The sequence below is a fragment of the Shouchella tritolerans genome (assembly GCF_025770735.1).
GTDB lineage: Bacteria > Bacillota > Bacilli > Bacillales > Bacillaceae_D > Shouchella > Shouchella tritolerans.
Genome location: NZ_JAODPB010000008.1, coordinates 129506 through 144601, shown reverse-complemented (window position 1 = coordinate 144601; position 15096 = coordinate 129506). Strand labels below are relative to the sequence as shown.

The 15096-nt window shown below is 44.5% G+C and carries 20 protein-coding genes and 1 rRNA gene; 8 read left to right on the top strand and 13 right to left on the bottom strand.

The window, feature by feature from the left end; translation table 11 throughout:
* Positions 1-216, bottom strand: a 16S ribosomal RNA gene (locus N6H06_RS20335); the annotation flags it as partial.
* A gap of 372 nt (positions 217-588) precedes the next feature.
* On the opposite strand from N6H06_RS20335, the gene N6H06_RS20330 reads away from it, so the two are divergent.
* The gene (locus N6H06_RS20330) at positions 589-954 is read left to right on the top strand and encodes a YgzB family protein (protein WP_062749945.1); all 366 of its coding nucleotides are present in this window, start codon (positions 589-591) and stop codon (positions 952-954) included.
* Positions 955-1026: 72 nt separating this feature from the next.
* Here the strand turns inward: N6H06_RS20330 and perR are convergent, their stop codons facing one another.
* The 4 genes from perR to bcp form a co-directional block, all read right to left on the bottom strand.
* Positions 1027-1458 carry a peroxide-responsive transcriptional repressor PerR gene (perR, locus tag N6H06_RS20325; protein ID WP_062749946.1) on the bottom strand — a complete coding sequence of 144 codons (432 nt, stop codon included), beginning with the start codon at positions 1456-1458 and terminating at the stop codon, positions 1027-1029.
* Positions 1459-1676: 218 nt separating this feature from the next.
* Positions 1677-1973, bottom strand: a complete 297-nt coding sequence (locus tag N6H06_RS20320) for a cyclic-di-AMP receptor (protein WP_062749947.1) — start codon at positions 1971-1973, stop codon at positions 1677-1679.
* A gap of 17 nt (positions 1974-1990) precedes the next feature.
* The gene (locus N6H06_RS20315; protein ID WP_263707825.1) at positions 1991-2953 is read right to left on the bottom strand and encodes a D-2-hydroxyacid dehydrogenase; all 963 of its coding nucleotides are present in this window, start codon (positions 2951-2953) and stop codon (positions 1991-1993) included.
* Positions 2946-3416: a thioredoxin-dependent thiol peroxidase gene (bcp, locus tag N6H06_RS20310; RefSeq protein WP_213029340.1), complete on the bottom strand. Its 471-nt coding sequence runs from the start codon at positions 3414-3416 to the stop codon at positions 2946-2948. The genes N6H06_RS20315 and bcp overlap by 8 nt, the downstream gene beginning before the upstream one ends.
* 167 nt (positions 3417-3583) lie before the next feature.
* Here bcp and N6H06_RS20305 point away from each other — a divergent pair, with 167 nt between their 5' ends.
* Both N6H06_RS20305 and N6H06_RS20300 read left to right on the top strand, forming a co-directional pair.
* Positions 3584-4888, top strand: coding sequence for a glutamate-1-semialdehyde 2,1-aminomutase (locus tag N6H06_RS20305; RefSeq protein ID WP_062749950.1), 1305 nt, complete (start codon positions 3584-3586; stop codon positions 4886-4888).
* 81 nt (positions 4889-4969) lie between these two features.
* Entirely contained in the window at positions 4970-6043 is a 1074-nt protein-coding gene (locus N6H06_RS20300) for an aromatic acid exporter family protein (protein WP_318527595.1), read from the top strand.
* Positions 6044-6066: 23 nt separating this feature from the next.
* Here the strand turns inward: N6H06_RS20300 and N6H06_RS20295 are convergent, their stop codons facing one another.
* The 4 genes from N6H06_RS20295 to fabL form a co-directional block, all read right to left on the bottom strand.
* Positions 6067-7815, bottom strand: a complete 1749-nt coding sequence (locus N6H06_RS20295) for an ABC transporter ATP-binding protein (RefSeq protein WP_213029341.1) — start codon at positions 7813-7815, stop codon at positions 6067-6069.
* Positions 7816-7861: 46 nt separating this feature from the next.
* Positions 7862-8389 (bottom strand): nucleoside tri-diphosphate phosphatase, encoded by a 528-nt coding sequence (gene ntdP / locus N6H06_RS20290; protein WP_011246166.1) that lies wholly within the window; start codon positions 8387-8389, stop codon positions 7862-7864.
* A gap of 213 nt (positions 8390-8602) precedes the next feature.
* Entirely contained in the window at positions 8603-8755 is a 153-nt protein-coding gene (locus N6H06_RS20285; protein ID WP_062749953.1) for a gamma-type small acid-soluble spore protein, read from the bottom strand.
* 67 nt (positions 8756-8822) lie between these two features.
* Complete coding sequence (gene fabL, locus N6H06_RS20280) at positions 8823-9572, bottom strand: enoyl-[acyl-carrier-protein] reductase FabL (RefSeq protein ID WP_263707824.1); 750 nt, start codon at positions 9570-9572, stop codon at positions 8823-8825.
* A gap of 106 nt (positions 9573-9678) precedes the next feature.
* Here fabL and N6H06_RS20275 point away from each other — a divergent pair, with 106 nt between their 5' ends.
* Together N6H06_RS20275 and N6H06_RS20270 are read left to right on the top strand one after the other, a co-directional pair.
* Complete coding sequence (locus tag N6H06_RS20275) at positions 9679-9879, top strand: hypothetical protein (protein WP_062749954.1); 201 nt, start codon at positions 9679-9681, stop codon at positions 9877-9879.
* A gap of 15 nt (positions 9880-9894) precedes the next feature.
* Positions 9895-10245: a hypothetical protein gene (locus N6H06_RS20270; protein ID WP_062749955.1), complete on the top strand. Its 351-nt coding sequence runs from the start codon at positions 9895-9897 to the stop codon at positions 10243-10245.
* A 201-nt stretch (positions 10246-10446) separates the two neighbouring features.
* Here N6H06_RS20270 and N6H06_RS20265 read toward each other — a convergent pair whose 3' ends face one another.
* Together N6H06_RS20265 and mutY are read right to left on the bottom strand one after the other, a co-directional pair.
* Positions 10447-11196, bottom strand: coding sequence for an SDR family NAD(P)-dependent oxidoreductase (locus tag N6H06_RS20265; RefSeq protein ID WP_263707823.1), 750 nt, complete (start codon positions 11194-11196; stop codon positions 10447-10449).
* Positions 11193-12275, bottom strand: coding sequence for an A/G-specific adenine glycosylase (gene mutY / locus N6H06_RS20260; protein WP_213029342.1), 1083 nt, complete (start codon positions 12273-12275; stop codon positions 11193-11195). The genes N6H06_RS20265 and mutY overlap by 4 nt, the downstream gene beginning before the upstream one ends.
* A gap of 174 nt (positions 12276-12449) precedes the next feature.
* Here mutY and N6H06_RS20255 point away from each other — a divergent pair, with 174 nt between their 5' ends.
* From N6H06_RS20255 to N6H06_RS20245, 3 genes are all read left to right on the top strand, one after another.
* Positions 12450-13430, top strand: a complete 981-nt coding sequence (locus tag N6H06_RS20255) for a metal-dependent hydrolase (RefSeq protein WP_062749958.1) — start codon at positions 12450-12452, stop codon at positions 13428-13430.
* Positions 13431-13540: 110 nt separating this feature from the next.
* Positions 13541-13696: a small, acid-soluble spore protein K gene (gene sspK / locus N6H06_RS20250; protein ID WP_062749959.1), complete on the top strand. Its 156-nt coding sequence runs from the start codon at positions 13541-13543 to the stop codon at positions 13694-13696.
* 18 nt (positions 13697-13714) lie between these two features.
* Positions 13715-13873 carry a YpzG family protein gene (locus N6H06_RS20245; protein WP_011246157.1) on the top strand — a complete coding sequence of 53 codons (159 nt, stop codon included), beginning with the start codon at positions 13715-13717 and terminating at the stop codon, positions 13871-13873.
* Between the two features lie 39 nt (positions 13874-13912).
* Here the strand turns inward: N6H06_RS20245 and N6H06_RS20240 are convergent, their stop codons facing one another.
* Complete coding sequence (locus tag N6H06_RS20240) at positions 13913-14233, bottom strand: YfhH family protein (RefSeq protein ID WP_062749960.1); 321 nt, start codon at positions 14231-14233, stop codon at positions 13913-13915.
* Positions 14233-15054, bottom strand: coding sequence for a recombination regulator RecX (gene recX, locus N6H06_RS20235; protein WP_062749961.1), 822 nt, complete (start codon positions 15052-15054; stop codon positions 14233-14235). Before recX ends, N6H06_RS20240 begins: the two co-directional genes overlap by 1 nt.
* Between the last annotated feature and the right edge of the window lie 42 nt (positions 15055-15096).

Below are 15096 nucleotides of genomic sequence, written 5' to 3'. Positions count from 1 at the left end.
AGCCATCTTTCACCCTCTCTCCAGGTGGAGAAAGGGATTATCCGGTATTAGCTCCGGTTTCCCGGAGTTATCCCAGTCTAAGGGGCAGGTTGCCCACGTGTTACTCACCCGTCCGCCGCTAACGTCCAGGAGCAAGCTCCCTTCTGTCCGCTCGACTTGCATGTATTAGGCACGCCGCCAGCGTTCGTCCTGAGCCAGGATCAAACTCTCCGTTAAAAAGTTTGACTTGCTCATTGCACAACCGAAGTTGTGGCTCACTATCATTCATTGACGAGATACCTTGTATCTCTTTTACGCTTGGCTTTTGTTCAGTTTTCAAAGGACTCGGTTACGACTTCATGATCTTAACATAGCGAAGACCATTCAGTCAATTTGTTTTTCAGTGAATCGCCAGTTCGTTGGCGACATCAAATAATATATCACGGCTATATAAATCGGTCAACACTTTTTTTCGATTTTTTTTTGGGAATGATCTCCTTCTGTTTATAGAAGCGCTTTAACGGAATTGGTTAACCTATGTTATACTATACTCGATTCGATTTATTGAAAGTAAGCTGCTATTTCAGATAAACATCAGGAGGGCAAGCAATGAAGCTGAAGTATACAAACAAAATCAACAAAATACGCACATTCGCACTAAGCTTAGTGTTTGTCGGGATCCTCATTATGTACGTCGGCATCTTCTTTAAAGAGTATCCAGTCATTATGGTCATTGCTATGATACTCGGTTTTCTAGCCGTTATCGCCAGTACAGTTGTCTATTTTTTTATCGGCCTTCTTTCGACGCGGGCCGTTCCTGTCATCTGCCCGTCATGCGAAAAACAAACAAAAGTGCTTGGCCGTGTCGATGCGTGCATGCATTGCGACCAGCCACTAACGATGGACCGTTCACTTGAAGGGAAGGAATTTGACGAAGCTTATAATTCTCCCGCCTCCAAAAGGTCACAAACATAAAGAAGGTACGGCAAGGAAAAGAGGAAAGAGCGCTAGCTATTTCCTCTTTTTTTTCTTTCCTATCAGGTGCTCTTAATGCGCTTTTTTGCAATCTGGGCATACGCCGTAAATTTCCATGCGATGATTGTCAACTTCAAAACCTGTCACATGCTCTGCAAGGGTTTCCACTTCGTCCAGTCCAGGATAATGGAAGTCAACAATTTTTCCGCATTGCGTGCAAATAACATGGTAATGGTTGCTTGTCACGCAATCAAAACGGCTTGAAGCGTCGCCATACGATAACTCTTTTACAATGCCAACTTCCTTAAAAACACGCAGATTGTTATATACAGTCGCTACGCTCATATTCGGGAAGCGCCCTTCTAATGCTTTATAAATTTCATCCGCTGTAGGGTGTGTCATTGATTCATACAAAAACTCCAAAATCGCGTGGCGCTGCGGTGTCATACGTACTCGTGTGCTTTTTAGCGCATCAATTGCTTCCGATAAGCCTCGATTAGCCATACTATGCGCCTCTCTTTCGGAAAACTATTCTTTCTTTATATTAATTATAAGTTGTAACTTGGCTTTAAGCAAGAGCAGGCAAAAATTTGCTGTTTCGAAGCAAAAGAACCACCCTACATGGGCGGTTCTTAGACTAGAGGCAAACACCTTGCCTCTGCTCATGAACAGCACGTTCTATTCAGATTACACTCCTCGTCTGACAAGCGTTTTTATGGTGTTCATGTCTGCACGGACAACGGCGTTGCGTTTGCAGCTGGCACGAGAAAAGAGGTGTAACGATGTGTCTTTTTGTCTTTTCGCTGCCGTTTTGATTCAACACTTAAGCATGCATTTTTTAGGGCAGCTTGAAGCTTTTCCAAGTCCGATTCATGAACGCCAAACAAAAACGTGGTGCTGCCCTTTCTTAAAAAGCCACCTGAACTAGAAAGTTCGGTCATCCGATACCCTTGTTTGCGCAAATCTTTTTCTACATCATCAGCGTAAAAATCATCAATAATGCATACTAACAGCTTCATCGTTATGATCCCTCCCTTTAGTACCCTTTTTCAAAACAAACGTGGTTTTTAAGGTCTTCATTGTTTATAAAGGCTTTTAAATTTTCCATAAAAATAGCAAGAGCCCTTTTCATGTATTGGGATGTTGCTGCCGAAACATGGGGGGTAATCGTCACTGCTTCATCGTCCCACAAAGGCGAATCAATGGGGAGCGGCTCTTCTGCAAATACATCCAAATAAGCGTGGTCAATTTGCTTTAATTTTAATGCATCGAGCAAATCGGTTTCAACTACCGATTTTCCTCTACCTAAATTAATAAACACTGTGCGCCCCTTAAGTTGCCTAAACGCCTCTTTATTCAAAATACCATGCGTCTGTTCTGTATAAGGAAGAATGTTGATCAGAACATCTGCCTTCCTCAATGCTTTATGCCACTCTTGCATGCTAAATGTCTGCTCAAAATACTTTTGCGGACGACCATTTGTATTAACGCCGATTGTTTGCATGCCAAACATGCTTGCCCGTTTAGCTGTTTTTGAAGCGATGGCGCCTGTGCCAAGAAAAACGGCTGTCATCCCTGTAAGTTCTTTCGGCTTGATGCTTTTATCCCATTCTTTGTTTTGTTGCAACGCCCGATAACGAGTAGCGTTTTTTACGTAATCAAGCATCGCCCAAATGGCGTGTTCTGACATCGGCTCAGCATGAATGCCTCTGCTATTGGTCACCAACACGCCTCTATCATGCAAAAGGCGAAGAGGCAACCCTTCAATGCCAGCAGACATGACATGAATCCACTTAAGCGAAGGGGCTTTGCTTACAAGCGATTCCGTAATGTCGTCGCCAAACGTAACAAGAACATCCGCCGTTTTTAAGATTTGATCGTTAGGAAGAGCTTTTTTATCAGGAAAGGAAAAGGACGTATTTGTAAAAGAGTGTTTAAGTAGCTCCTGCCTTTCCTCTGTTTGTTTCATAAAGAAAACAACCGATACGTTCTCATTCATCATTTTGTTCCTTAACAAAAGCGAGTACATCATCAACATGGTTTTTGACTTTTACATTGCGCCATTCTTTGAGAACCGTAAAGTCTTTGCCAATTACAAACGTAGAGCGAACAATGCCCATGTACTCCTTGCCAAAGTTCTTTTTAAGCTGCCAAACTCCGTACGCTTTTGCCGCCTCCAAGTCCTCATCTGCTACAAGCGGAAAAGGTAGACCATGTTTTTCTGCAAATTTGTCATGTTTGTCTGCCGGATCAGGGCTTACGCCTAGTACGATCGCTCCCTCTTTTTTAAAGGCTTCTGTTTGGTCGCGAAAATCACACGCTTCTGTCGTGCAGCCAGGGGTCATATCTTTCGGATAAAAATAAAGGACGATGTAAGAGCCTTTGTAATCAGACAAACGAATCGTCTTTCCGCCATTAGCCGGCAGTTCAAAATCAGGTGCTTTTTCTCCTTGTCGTACCATTCTATTACGCTCCTTTTCGATCAGTTACTCTCTCTTAAAAGATTAGCGGAATTGGCGAAATTCTTCAATGAAGAGATTTTTCTGCTGGCAAATGCCCTTTTCTCTGACTTGCTATAGGACATATGCTATGATAAGCGTGAGAAGTTTATTAGCAGATGGAGGTCCTTATGAATCGCAAAACATCAGAATCCCTTTACCAGGAAGCTCAACATTTAATTGTAGGTGGTGTAAATAGCCCTTCTAGAGCCTACAAAGGGGTGGGCGGCGGCACGCCTGTTTTCATGGAAAGGGGAGAAGGTGCCTATTTTTATGATGTTGACGGCAACCGCTATATTGATTATTTAGCGGCATACGGCCCCATTATCACCGGTCACGCCCATCCAGTCATTACAAAAGCTATACAAGACCAGGCCGCCAAAGGCGTTCTTTTCGGTACACCGACACGGCTTGAAAATGAATTTGCACAGGCACTAACAAACGCCATTCCATCCCTTGAAAAAGTACGCTTTGTTAATTCGGGGACTGAAGCGGTCATGACGACGATTCGTGTCGCCAGAGCGTATACAGGCAAGGAAAAAATCATTAAATTTGCTGGATGCTACCATGGCCATTCTGATCTTGTTCTCGTAGCTGCTGGATCAGGCCCTTCTACTCTCGGCACTCCAGACTCAGCTGGCGTTACAGCTGCAACGGCAAGTGAAGTCATAACCGTTCCCTTTAATGACATCGAGGCATTTAAAGAAGCGCTAACCCACTGGGGCAGCGAAACAGCAGCTGTCCTTGTTGAGCCAATCGTTGGCAATTTTGGCATTGTTGAACCTGAGCCAGGCTTTTTAGAGGCTGTTAATGACCTTGCTCATAGCGCCGGCGCTCTCGTGATCTATGATGAAGTCATTACGGCTTTCCGCTTTATGTACGGAGGCGCTCAAGACTACTTGAATGTGAAGCCAGATATGACCGCACTAGGAAAAATTATTGGCGGCGGTTTGCCAATTGGCGCATACGGCGGCCGAATGGATATTATGGAGCAAGTCGCGCCACTTGGACCCGCCTATCAAGCAGGAACAATGGCCGGAAACCCTGCATCCATGAGCGCCGGTATTGCTTGTCTCGAAGTATTGCGAACAGAAGGCGTATACGAAAAACTTGATGAGCTTGGGGCACGCCTTGAAGAAGGACTTTATTTAGCGGCCGCAAAAGCGAATGTACCGATTTCAATTAACCGGCTAAAAGGAGCGCTAACCGTTTATTTCACCGATGAGCCCGTCATTGATTATGAAGGGGCCAAACGTTCTAACGGCGATCAATTTAGCGTCTTTTTCAAAGCGATGTTAGATGAAGGGATTCACTTGGCACCTTCGAAATATGAAGCTTGGTTTTTGACGATTGCCCATACGAAAAACGACATTGATGAAACGATTGAAGCTGCGTACCGTTCATTTAAAACAGTCTCTGAGCATTTCTACAGCTGATAAGCGCATGAAACACCCGGGACTCAAATATACTAGAAAGGTCCATAGCGGAACGCAATGTTTTTAAACTGAGAAAGGACAATGCGATACATGAGACTAGGAGCTCGTATCTTGAAAACGGGGCTTGCAGTCGTACTTGCCCTTTATCTGGCCAATTGGCTCCAATTTAATCCACCGACATTTGCGGCGATTGCTGCCGCTTTCGCGATTCAGCCCTCGCTGTTTCGGACATTGCGGACATTCAGCCACCAAGTGCAAGCCAATTTGATTGGCGCTATTATCGGCGTCCTCTTTGTGATGACATTCGGGCATGCGCCTTTTGTAGTTGGCGTTGTAGTGATGCTTTCAATTGCTATCTTTATTAAATTGAAATTGGAGCCGGCTATTATCCCAACAGCGATTGTGACTGTGATTATCATTATGGAAAGCCCGTCCGATAATTTCCTAGAATTTGCAGCACAAAGGTTTATCCTTGTTTTGATAGGAATCCTTGCCGCTTTTCTTGTGAATTTAGCCTTTATACCGCCACGGTATGAGAACAAAGTGTATGACAAACTGTCTTCCACGACAGACAGCTTGCTCGAGTGGCTAGAACTTGTTGCTCGCCGTGAGGCTGATACGATCGCTTTGCGTGAAGACATGAAAGCGCAAAAAGTCCATTTGGATAAAACGAACGATTTGTTTAATTTGTTCAGGGAAGAGCGTAATTATTTTCGCTCGAAAACATTTAACCAACGCCGGAAAGTCGTCGTGTTTAGGCAAATGATTTCTACTAGCGAAAAAGCATACCGCGTCTTGGAAATGCTTGAGCACCGCTCTGAAGACTTTAGCAATCTCCCTGACCGTGTTAAAGGCAGAATCGAAGAGCAAATTACATCGTTGACCGATTATCATCGCCGCATTGTTTTGCGTTACAACGGGAAGGTTAGCATCAATGCGCCTGAAGATTATGTGAGCGAAATTGAAGAAGGGCAATCGACAATGACGAATCTGTTTGTCACTCTTTATGAAGAAGAAGCATTTGACTTGGCACAATGGCATTCGTTCCTGCCAGCGATCTCAGCCATTATTGAATACCAGCAAGAGCTGGAGCACCTTGACACACTTGTCGAAAACCATCAAATCCACACAACTGAAGACGATGGAACCACGTAAAAAACCGCCTTGTTGGCGGTTTTTTACGCTTCCAATTCTTGGACGCTGTATAGTTTGTAATAGGAACCTTGCTTTTCCATTAATTCTTTATGAGTGCCTTGTTCGACCACTTTTCCGTCCTCTATAACCACAATCGTGTCGGCATTCGTAATGGTTGACAAACGATGTGCAACGATAAACGTTGTCCGGTCACGGGCCAGCTTCTCAAGTGCTTCTTGGATAAAATGCTCGCTTTCCAAATCGAGCGCTGATGTCGCTTCGTCAAAAACGAGCACAGGTGGATTTTTTAAAAATACGCGGGCAATGGCAATGCGCTGCTTTTGCCCTCCAGATAATTTTACTCCTCGTTCGCCAACTTCGGTATCATAACCATTTTCCAGCTTGCAAATAAATTCATGGGCGTTGGCTGCTTTTGCTGCTCGAATGACTTCTTCATCTGTTGCATCAGGCTTCCCAATTTTAATGTTCATTTTCACGCTGTCACTAAACAGGATATTATCTTGCAGTACCATGCCAATATTGTCGCGCACACTTCTCACGACGAGGTCACGAATATCTTTGCCATCAATAAGAATCCGTCCCTTTGTAACATCGTAAAACCTCGGTATCAGGCTGACGAGCGTGCTTTTCCCTCCACCGCTCATGCCAACAAGGGCAACCGTCTGCCCAGCTGGAATGTTTAAATGAATATCTTGTAGTGCCGGTGTCTCGTCATTGTCGTAGGAAAATGTCACATGTTCAAATGTCACAGCTCCTTTGACATTGGTCAACACCTCTGCTCCTTCTTTGTCTGTAATATCATATTTCTCATCGATAAACTCAAAAACGCGGTCCATCGAAGCAATGGACTGTGTTAACGTTGTCGATGAATTGACAAGGCGTCGTAACGGACCGTATAGCCGTTCCATATAAAGGACAAAAGCACTCATTGCCCCTAGCTCCAAACTGCCATTTAGCACAAACAGTGCCGATACAAACAAAACAAGGAGCGGGGCAATGTCCGTCACCGTATTGACGACGGCAAACGTTTTTGCGTTCCAAGACGTATGATCAAGTGCTTTCGCTAAAAAACGTTGGTTGCGAACGGCAAATTGTGTTTGTTCATAGTCTTCATTGGCAAAACTGCGGATCACATTCATCCCTTGGACACGCTCATGCAAATGGCCTTGTACGTCAGCAAGAGCTTGTGAACGAATTCGTGTCAGCTTCCTCAGCCGTTGGTAAAAATATTTAATCGAAAATCCGTAAAACGGAAACATCGAAATAGCAACAAGCGTCAACCATACGTTTAATTGAAGCATAATTGCAATCGCGATTAGAATCGTCGCCAAATCCAGCCATATGTTCATAAGGCCAGTGATCACAAAGTTTTTCGTTTGCTCGACGTCATGAATGACCCGGGAAATGACTTCCCCCACTTTGCGGTTTGAGTAAAAACGCAAACTCAGCTTTTGAATATGCGTGAACAGATGGTCACGAATATCATAAAGGACTTTGTTGCCGATCCATTGGGCAAAATACTGCCTGTAGTATTCGATGGGCGGCCGCAAGACGATAAACAAAAACGCCATGCCGCCAATAATCCAATAAAGTTGTGAGGATTGTTCAGTGATAGACAACTCTTCATTGAGAAGAACATCGTCAATAATGTACATCATAGCAAGCGGGAATAACAGTGGAATGCCAAATTTGAGCAACCCAATTAAAATCGTTCCAATAATTTCTTTACGGTACGGCTTTACAAACACCAAATACCTTTTGATTGTCTTCAAGTAAACCCCTTCTTTTTCTTTAAAGAAAGCCTGAAGGCTCAGGCTTTTAGCGGTATTGCAAATACCGCTCGTACCAGTTTTCTACAAATTGAGGCGCAAACGGCCCTTTTCTCTGGTGAATCCACGATATAAGCTCGTCTACACTTTTTCGTAATATAACATCAAGTTCTGGCGGATACTTCATGAGCTTGCTATGCAGTTCGTATTCATCTTCATCGAGCAGCTTCATCGTCATATCCGGATACACTTTAATGTCCAAGTCATAATCAATATACTTCAACGCTTCTTCGTCCCATGTAAAAGGCGTTCCAAGATTGCAGTAGTAATAAATGCCGTCAGCGCGAAGCATGCAAATCATGTTGAACCATTGCTCGGCATCAAAATAACAAATCGCTGGTTCACGCGTCCGCCAATTTCTTCCGTCCGCTTCCCTGACAATGATACGGTCATTTCCTGCTACTACGACTTTAGACGTTCCTTTCAACACAATCGTATCTTCCCAAATGCGGTGAAGCTTCCCATTATGCTTGTAGCTGTGTATTTGGATAGTGCTGCCTTCCTTAGGAAAGCTCATAGCGGGCTCCTTTCTCTCAATTTCCACACACGCAGACTCTTCTGCTATCCTTCACAATTTGAATGTACATCCTCTATTATACAAGGTTCAGTTCGTATTTAAAACGTTAAGGCTTGTAACGGCGAAAGTAGCTTGATTTTGACAAAAAAAGACACCCCTTAACCTAGTTGGCAAAGGGTGTCTTTTTGCGCCAAAGCGCTCGCGTTTCACTAATTATTGTTGGTTCTTTTTAGCTGCTGATTGAGCGTTTTGTTGTTTTACTTCTTGTACGTCTGTTTCGCTCGCAAATTCAGCATTAAGTCCTTGTTCAGAAGCTTGGTTTTGCTTCCTTACTTGGTTTTTGTTTGTTTTTGATGCTTTGTCCATGGTTTATCACCTCCACGCTATATACTTTTCCCGTGGAGTTTTTTTCTATGCAAAAAAAAATAAAACGTTAGGCCAACAAGGAGATACCACCATCAACGATAATCGTTTGGCCGCGAATCATACTTGCTTCATCTGACAATAAAAACATAGCTGCTTTAGCAAGGTCCTTTGGTTCTACGATCCGTCCTGCAGGCGTCCGCTCTGCTGCGTCCTTTAATAATTCATCCCGATTTGGAAAGTGTGTCAATGCATCTGTGTCCACTGCTCCACCTGAGACAGCATTGACGGCAATTCCTTTTGGTGCCAGTTCAACAGCCAAATAGCGCGTTAATGATTCTACAGCCGCCTTAGACACGCCAACTGTCGTATAGTTTTCCAAATAACGGATTGCCCCTAATGAACTTAAGCTGACAATCTTACCTCCTCCAGTTTTTCCCATTCTTTTTGCCGCTTCTTGGGCACAAAATAGCAACGCTTTGGCGTTAATGTCCATCGTCCAATCCCAATGGCTTTCTTCAAGTTCCATCAGCGGCCGCAACACACCAGAAGCAGCGTTGTTTACAAACACATCAAGACGCCCAAAAGTGTCGTCAATTTGTTCAAACATCGCTTTAATTTTTTCCTGCTTGCCGACATTTGCTTTTACAACAAGCACGTCAACGCCAAGTGCGCGAATTTCCGCTGCCGTTGCTTCTGCATTCGAGCGGCTTCGTGCGTAATTGATTACGAGGTTATATCCTTCTTTTGCCAGGGAAATCGCGATTTCTTTTCCGATCCCGCGGCTACTTCCTGTCACTAATGCCACTTTCTTTTCCATGTCTACACGCTCCTTGCTAAGTCAGTACGGATTTATCCATTATAACGCATAGGTGGGCGGTCGAACAGCCAAACTACACGAAAGCACAGGAAAGGAGCATTTTAGTGTGTATGACGGCAGGGATTTAACTGAGTTAGAAGGCCTTTCGCCCCAAATGTGGACAGACGAAGAACTTGCTTTTTTCCACCATGGAATGCAACAGCTTAGTGCCTATTTGAACATTCAAGGCAATTCGCGCCATAAACAAATTTTACAAGAAATTGAACGCCGTGGCGGCTTGCAAAAGCTGGACCAATCCTTTTCTTAACAGGGAGGTAATAAAATGGATAAACAATTGTATTACGTTAATTTAAACCCGATTAGTATGGACACGATTAGCAATGTGCGTGTAAATGACGGCCAATTAATCGAATACGAAATCGCCGCTACTGAAGAAGAGAAAAAACAGTTTGAAGACTTGCTCAGGCAAGTCAATAAACACGATGTCGAGCTCGGCAACCTTTTTTCGTTTAGACATTTTGACGATCGCGCCGGCGATGCGGATAAAAATGAATTTCAAGTTGGCATGAATGATATATACGAACGCCTATACCAACTTGGCACAGAAGAAACAAAAGCAAAAATAAAAGAAATTAACTTGCTGAATGAAGATGACACCGAGCCAGGCATCTAAAATAGCACACCACGGTCTCGGCGGTGTGCTGAGGTTGTCGACAAAGTCGATAACGTCACTCAGACTGATAAAAAACGCTTGTCAGACGAGGGAAGATGCGAATAGAACGGGGGTTCATGAGCCCTATGACCGAGGCAAACGACGACGTATGCGAGCGTTTGCCTGCAGTCTGAGCACACCGGTGTGGACGGTGTGCTTGTCCTATATATTCGATTTTGACTGGCCGCCGTCTACGACAAGTGTAGCCCCAGTCACCCAGCTCGCTTTATCGGATGCTAAAAACACGACCACATCCGCTACTTCTTCTGGTGTTCCAAACCGACCGGCTGGAATTTCACGATTCACAAATTCGGTGATCCCCTCTGGATCGGCGTCAAGACGTTTTTGCCAATTCCCAGTCGGATGAAGAATGGAGCCTGGGGCTATGCCGTTGACGCGAAGGCCTTGTTTTGCCGTCTCGTCAGCAAGAGCTTTGGTGAAACTAATGAGCGCCGCTTTTGCGCTATTATAAGTCGCTTTCCCACCTGACTCACGGCCAAATATAGAAGAAATATTGATAATCGTTCCTTTCCCTGCCGATTCCATCGCTGGCAATGCAAGCTTTGAGAAATGAACAGCGGAAAAATAATTAAGCTCGAACGCTTCATAAAACAAATCCATGTCCGTTTCGGAAATTGTTCCGCCATTGCTGCCCCCTGCATTGTTAACCAATATGTCAATCGGTCCGATCACAGCTGATGCTTCGGCAAACATTCGCTCACGTTCAGCCGCTTTGGTCACATCGCCGCTAATCGTATGAATTTCTGCTTTTAGTCCCTCTATGCCTTCTGTCACTCTTGCACAAACAGCAACTTTGGCTCCTTCTGCAGCAAAAGCGTTGGCAATTGCTTTGCCAATCCCTTTTGTTCCTCCTGTTACGAATACGCGTTTTCCCGTTAAGCCTAAATTCATAGCAATCCCTCCTTCAAGCAATGATTCAACAATTTTTGCTGTGAAACTGGAAAGGCATACTGCTCTAGTTCTGCCGCTTTTATAATCCGGCAATTCGCCGGTAGTTCAGCATTTCGATTCGCCATGCCTACGTATAACTCAATTTCCCAAATTAAATGGCTAAACACATGTTTCACTTGAAAATTAGCAGCACTGGGCTCTGCTTCGACGTGATATTTTTCAGCAAGTTTTTGCTGGCGCTTCCCTTGATCAAACCGCCCTTCAAGCACAGGAAGTTGCCATAAGCCAGCTAATAGCCCCTTGTCTGGACGCTTCTCGATTAGTAGCTCGCCCTTTTCCGTTTTCAATAAAAACGATTCAAGCTCAATTGATTTTGCTTTTTTCTTTTTCATTTTTATCGGCAGTCGCTCTTGTTGTCCTCGTTCATAGGCGAGGCATTGCGTTCGCACGGGACAAAGCAGGCAACCTGGCGAGGTAGGTGTACACACAAGAGCGCCTAGCTCCATTAATCCTTGGTTAAAGCTTGATGGATCGCTCTTATCAATCAGTTCGTATAAAATCGCTTCATGTTTTTTTCTCGTTTGCGGTTTGCCAATATCATCCTCCATGCAAAAAACACGTGACAACACACGCATGACATTGCCGTCAACGGCAGGCTCTGCTTTTGCATAAGCAATGCTTAAAATCGCGCCGGCGGTATAAGGGCCGACTCCTTTTAATTGTTCGATTTCTTTGCGCGTGTCGGGCACGACGCTGCCGTATTGTTCCACGACTTCCCTTACGGCGGCCTGCAAATTGCGCACACGGGAATAATAGCCAAGCCCTTCCCATACTTTCAATATCTCTTCCTCTTCAGCGTAAGCAAGGTCTTCCATCTCAGGAAATTTACGCATGAATTGTTCATAGTAAGGAATAACCGTATCAACTCTTGTCTGTTGCAACATTATTTCCGACACCCATATATGGTAGGGATCGTTCGACTCACGCCAAGGCAGTTCCCGTTTATGAGCCTGATACCACTCGATTAACTGGCGCCTAAAATCGCTGTATGATATGTTTTCATTGTATGTTTCTGTCACTCTTCTCACCTGATGTCCCTTTGACTTGACCTGAAAAGCAAATGCCTTCATGATGAAGAGACGCTTATTTTCCACTAACGTCGGGTATAACTATAGCATAAATTACTTTTAGGCACAGCCGCCAATTACGAAATATGTGCATGATTGGTTGCAAAAGGAGGATGCTCTCTTCATATGGATACATCCACACATATTGTAATGGGGGCTGGACTGGCTGGACTGGCGACGCTTGATGCCCATGTTGCTTCATCGCCTTATTTGATGACAGCCGTCCTAGCCACCACACTGGTTGCCTCCAATGCGCCAGATTTCGATACCGTTTTAAAATTAAAAAACAATGCAGAATACATTCGCCATCATCGCGGCGTGACACACTCCATTCCGGCACTATTGCTTTGGCCTTTCATTATCTCTGGCGGAATGATGCTGTTCTTTCAAGATGCCCATTGGCCGACGATTCTTCTGTGGGCTGCAATTTCTGTATTTTTACATGTGTTTGTTGATATTTTTAATGCCTATGGCACACAGGCGCTCTGGCCATTTTCGAATCGCTGGATCGCACTCGGCGTCATTAATATTTTTGACCCAGTCGTCTTTGGCGCTCATGTTGCCGGGATTTTATTATGGGCATTGGGCTTTCCCCCAGGTCCATCCTTTGTCGTTATCTATGTAGGATTGGTTTTATACTATCTATGGCGAATCAGCGAGAAAAGAGATGTTGTCAAGCGGGCAAGGCAACACCATCCAAATGCTACCCATATCTTTGTATCGCCGACGATTCGCTGGAACAAATGGCATCTTGTTATTCGGACACCTGATATGCTTTATGTAGCCCAATCAAAACATAAAAAAATCATTTTCTTTGAACGTTATGCCTTTGACCCAATTCCAACTGATCCTGTCATGCAAGCAGCTTGCTCAGACAAAAATCTTGCTGCTTTCCTGTCATTTTCGCCAACGTATCGCTGGGAAATGGAGGCGACAACTGACGGTGGCTATGAAGTTCGTTTTTTCGATTTACGCTACCGCAGTAAAGGCCATTACCCATTCGTAGCCATTGTGCAACTTGATGGCGATTTAAATATTGTTACCTCATACACTGGATGGGTTTACAGTGAAGAAGCACTGCAGAAAAAATTAAAAATCATTACGTAATGTCTATTGCCTTTACACGATGGCGATAAAACTGGTTAGCTTTGCCACCGATAGCACTCGATATCCTGGACATACTAGAGATAAGCCGATATGGCGAGGGGGTTTCACCGATGCGAAACAAAGCTAAAGGTTTCCCAAACCCGATTTCGTTCAACGGGAATAAAGCGAATAATGCCGATGAGCACGCGTCTAAGCGTCCTGACGGTACGACGCGCGACCACCCGCAAGAACGAATGAGATCGTCCAACCACTTTAACTCGCTTTAATTTTGGGAGGAATGCCTCATGGGCAAGGAAAACTCGCGTTTCTCACACAGTTTGTATACTGATCCGTTCATGTCACCGCGTGCCAATGCAAAGCACGCTTTCCACCAAGTGAATGGCGAAACCCAACAAAGCCAACACAATATTGTGCTTGAAGCGCAAATGCGCAAACGCACGTAACCGTGCGAAAAACGGGTCTCCAGAAATGGAGACCCGTTTTTAATTTGCTGTTTTTTTATCGCCTAACAATGAGATCGGCACCCCGACTAACTCACGCTCACCGGCGCGGTAGCCCCAAGCGAAGCGTCCATTTAAATAGGAGACTTCAAAAAAAGACTCCCCATCAGTCATATGGTAAACTTGTCCTGGCTCAATCTCCGCCGGGTCCATTAAGTACGCTTGCGCAAGTGTTTTCCGGCGTTCATAAACGGCGTATTCATTGCTATTTCCTAGCTGCTCCGCTTTTTTTGCTTTTTCGTTTAACATCGCGATTTCCAGCTTTAATTCGTATTCGTCCATGTCGCTAAATCGTTTTTCCATTACGTCTCTTCCCCCTCCATTTCAGTATGTAAAAAACGGTCAATCTTCGAAAGCGCGAATCCTTTCCGATAAAGCGCCTGTTTTAATTTATAAGTCAGTTCACGTCCACTATATTTTTTTACATATGATTTCAAGAGCTTCTCCCCTTGGTACACAAGAGCCTCCCACTCATTGTCCTCATCTGCTTCTCGGTTTGCAAGTGCGACCTGAATCGCCTCATATTCAAACCCTTTAGCCAACAATTGCTGCATTCGTTTCTGCTTTAATTGCTCATTTGATTCGCGCCGATTGACAGCACGCCTTTCCTGTTTATCTAACCATGCTGTTAACACGTCGATTTGCCACTTTATTTGATACGGCGAAAGCGCCTTCGCGATTGCTTCGCCATTTACACCCTTTTGCAAGAGCTGTTGCCTTATTTTATTCGGGCCGATCACCGTTTGTGCTGTTTTCGAACGGGCAAATGCTTCGGCAAAGGCGCGGTCGTCGATGAGCTTTTCCGCTTTTAGGGAAGAAATCGTTTTTTCAATATGCTCGTCTAGACGGTCCTTTTCTTTTAAATAATCGCGTATTTCCTTTTCTGTACGCATGCGATACGATAAATAATGAAGTGCAAGATGATGCGTTTTTTTTAGTTCGTCTGCTTCAATGAGCGCCTTGATCTCATTTTCGTCCAGTTCCAGTCCTTTTCTCAAGCCATATTTCACTAAGATGGCTTCGTCAACACTAAACGCGAACCGTTCTGCTCCTGGCTTGCCGATAAAAACGTTGTAGCGCTGTTTTGCTTTTTTTTGGACGGTGATTTTGGAAATCGTCGCCACGTAGGCACGCCTCCCTTCTTTGTAGCCAAACATGTGTGAATA

Coding starts and splice junctions, on each gene's coding strand:
- N6H06_RS20330 (WP_062749945.1), top strand. CDS start 589: ATGAAGCTGAAGTATACAAACAAAATCAACAAAATACGCACATTCGCA.
- perR (WP_062749946.1), bottom strand. CDS start 1,458: ATGGCTAATCGAGGCTTATCGGAAGCAATTGATGCGCTAAAAAGCACA.
- N6H06_RS20320 (WP_062749947.1), bottom strand. CDS start 1,973: ATGAAGCTGTTAGTATGCATTATTGATGATTTTTACGCTGATGATGTA.
- N6H06_RS20315 (WP_263707825.1), bottom strand. CDS start 2,953: ATGAATGAGAACGTATCGGTTGTTTTCTTTATGAAACAAACAGAGGAA.
- bcp (WP_213029340.1), bottom strand. CDS start 3,416: ATGGTACGACAAGGAGAAAAAGCACCTGATTTTGAACTGCCGGCTAAT.
- N6H06_RS20305 (WP_062749950.1), top strand. CDS start 3,584: ATGAATCGCAAAACATCAGAATCCCTTTACCAGGAAGCTCAACATTTA.
- N6H06_RS20300 (WP_318527595.1), top strand. CDS start 4,970: ATGCGATACATGAGACTAGGAGCTCGTATCTTGAAAACGGGGCTTGCA.
- ntdP (WP_011246166.1), bottom strand. CDS start 8,389: ATGAGCTTTCCTAAGGAAGGCAGCACTATCCAAATACACAGCTACAAG.
- N6H06_RS20285 (WP_062749953.1), bottom strand. CDS start 8,755: ATGGACAAAGCATCAAAAACAAACAAAAACCAAGTAAGGAAGCAAAAC.
- fabL (WP_263707824.1), bottom strand. CDS start 9,572: ATGGAAAAGAAAGTGGCATTAGTGACAGGAAGTAGCCGCGGGATCGGA.
- N6H06_RS20270 (WP_062749955.1), top strand. CDS start 9,895: ATGGATAAACAATTGTATTACGTTAATTTAAACCCGATTAGTATGGAC.
- N6H06_RS20265 (WP_263707823.1), bottom strand. CDS start 11,196: ATGAATTTAGGCTTAACGGGAAAACGCGTATTCGTAACAGGAGGAACA.
- N6H06_RS20255 (WP_062749958.1), top strand. CDS start 12,450: ATGGATACATCCACACATATTGTAATGGGGGCTGGACTGGCTGGACTG.
- sspK (WP_062749959.1), top strand. CDS start 13,541: ATGCGAAACAAAGCTAAAGGTTTCCCAAACCCGATTTCGTTCAACGGG.
- N6H06_RS20245 (WP_011246157.1), top strand. CDS start 13,715: ATGGGCAAGGAAAACTCGCGTTTCTCACACAGTTTGTATACTGATCCG.
- N6H06_RS20240 (WP_062749960.1), bottom strand. CDS start 14,233: ATGGAAAAACGATTTAGCGACATGGACGAATACGAATTAAAGCTGGAA.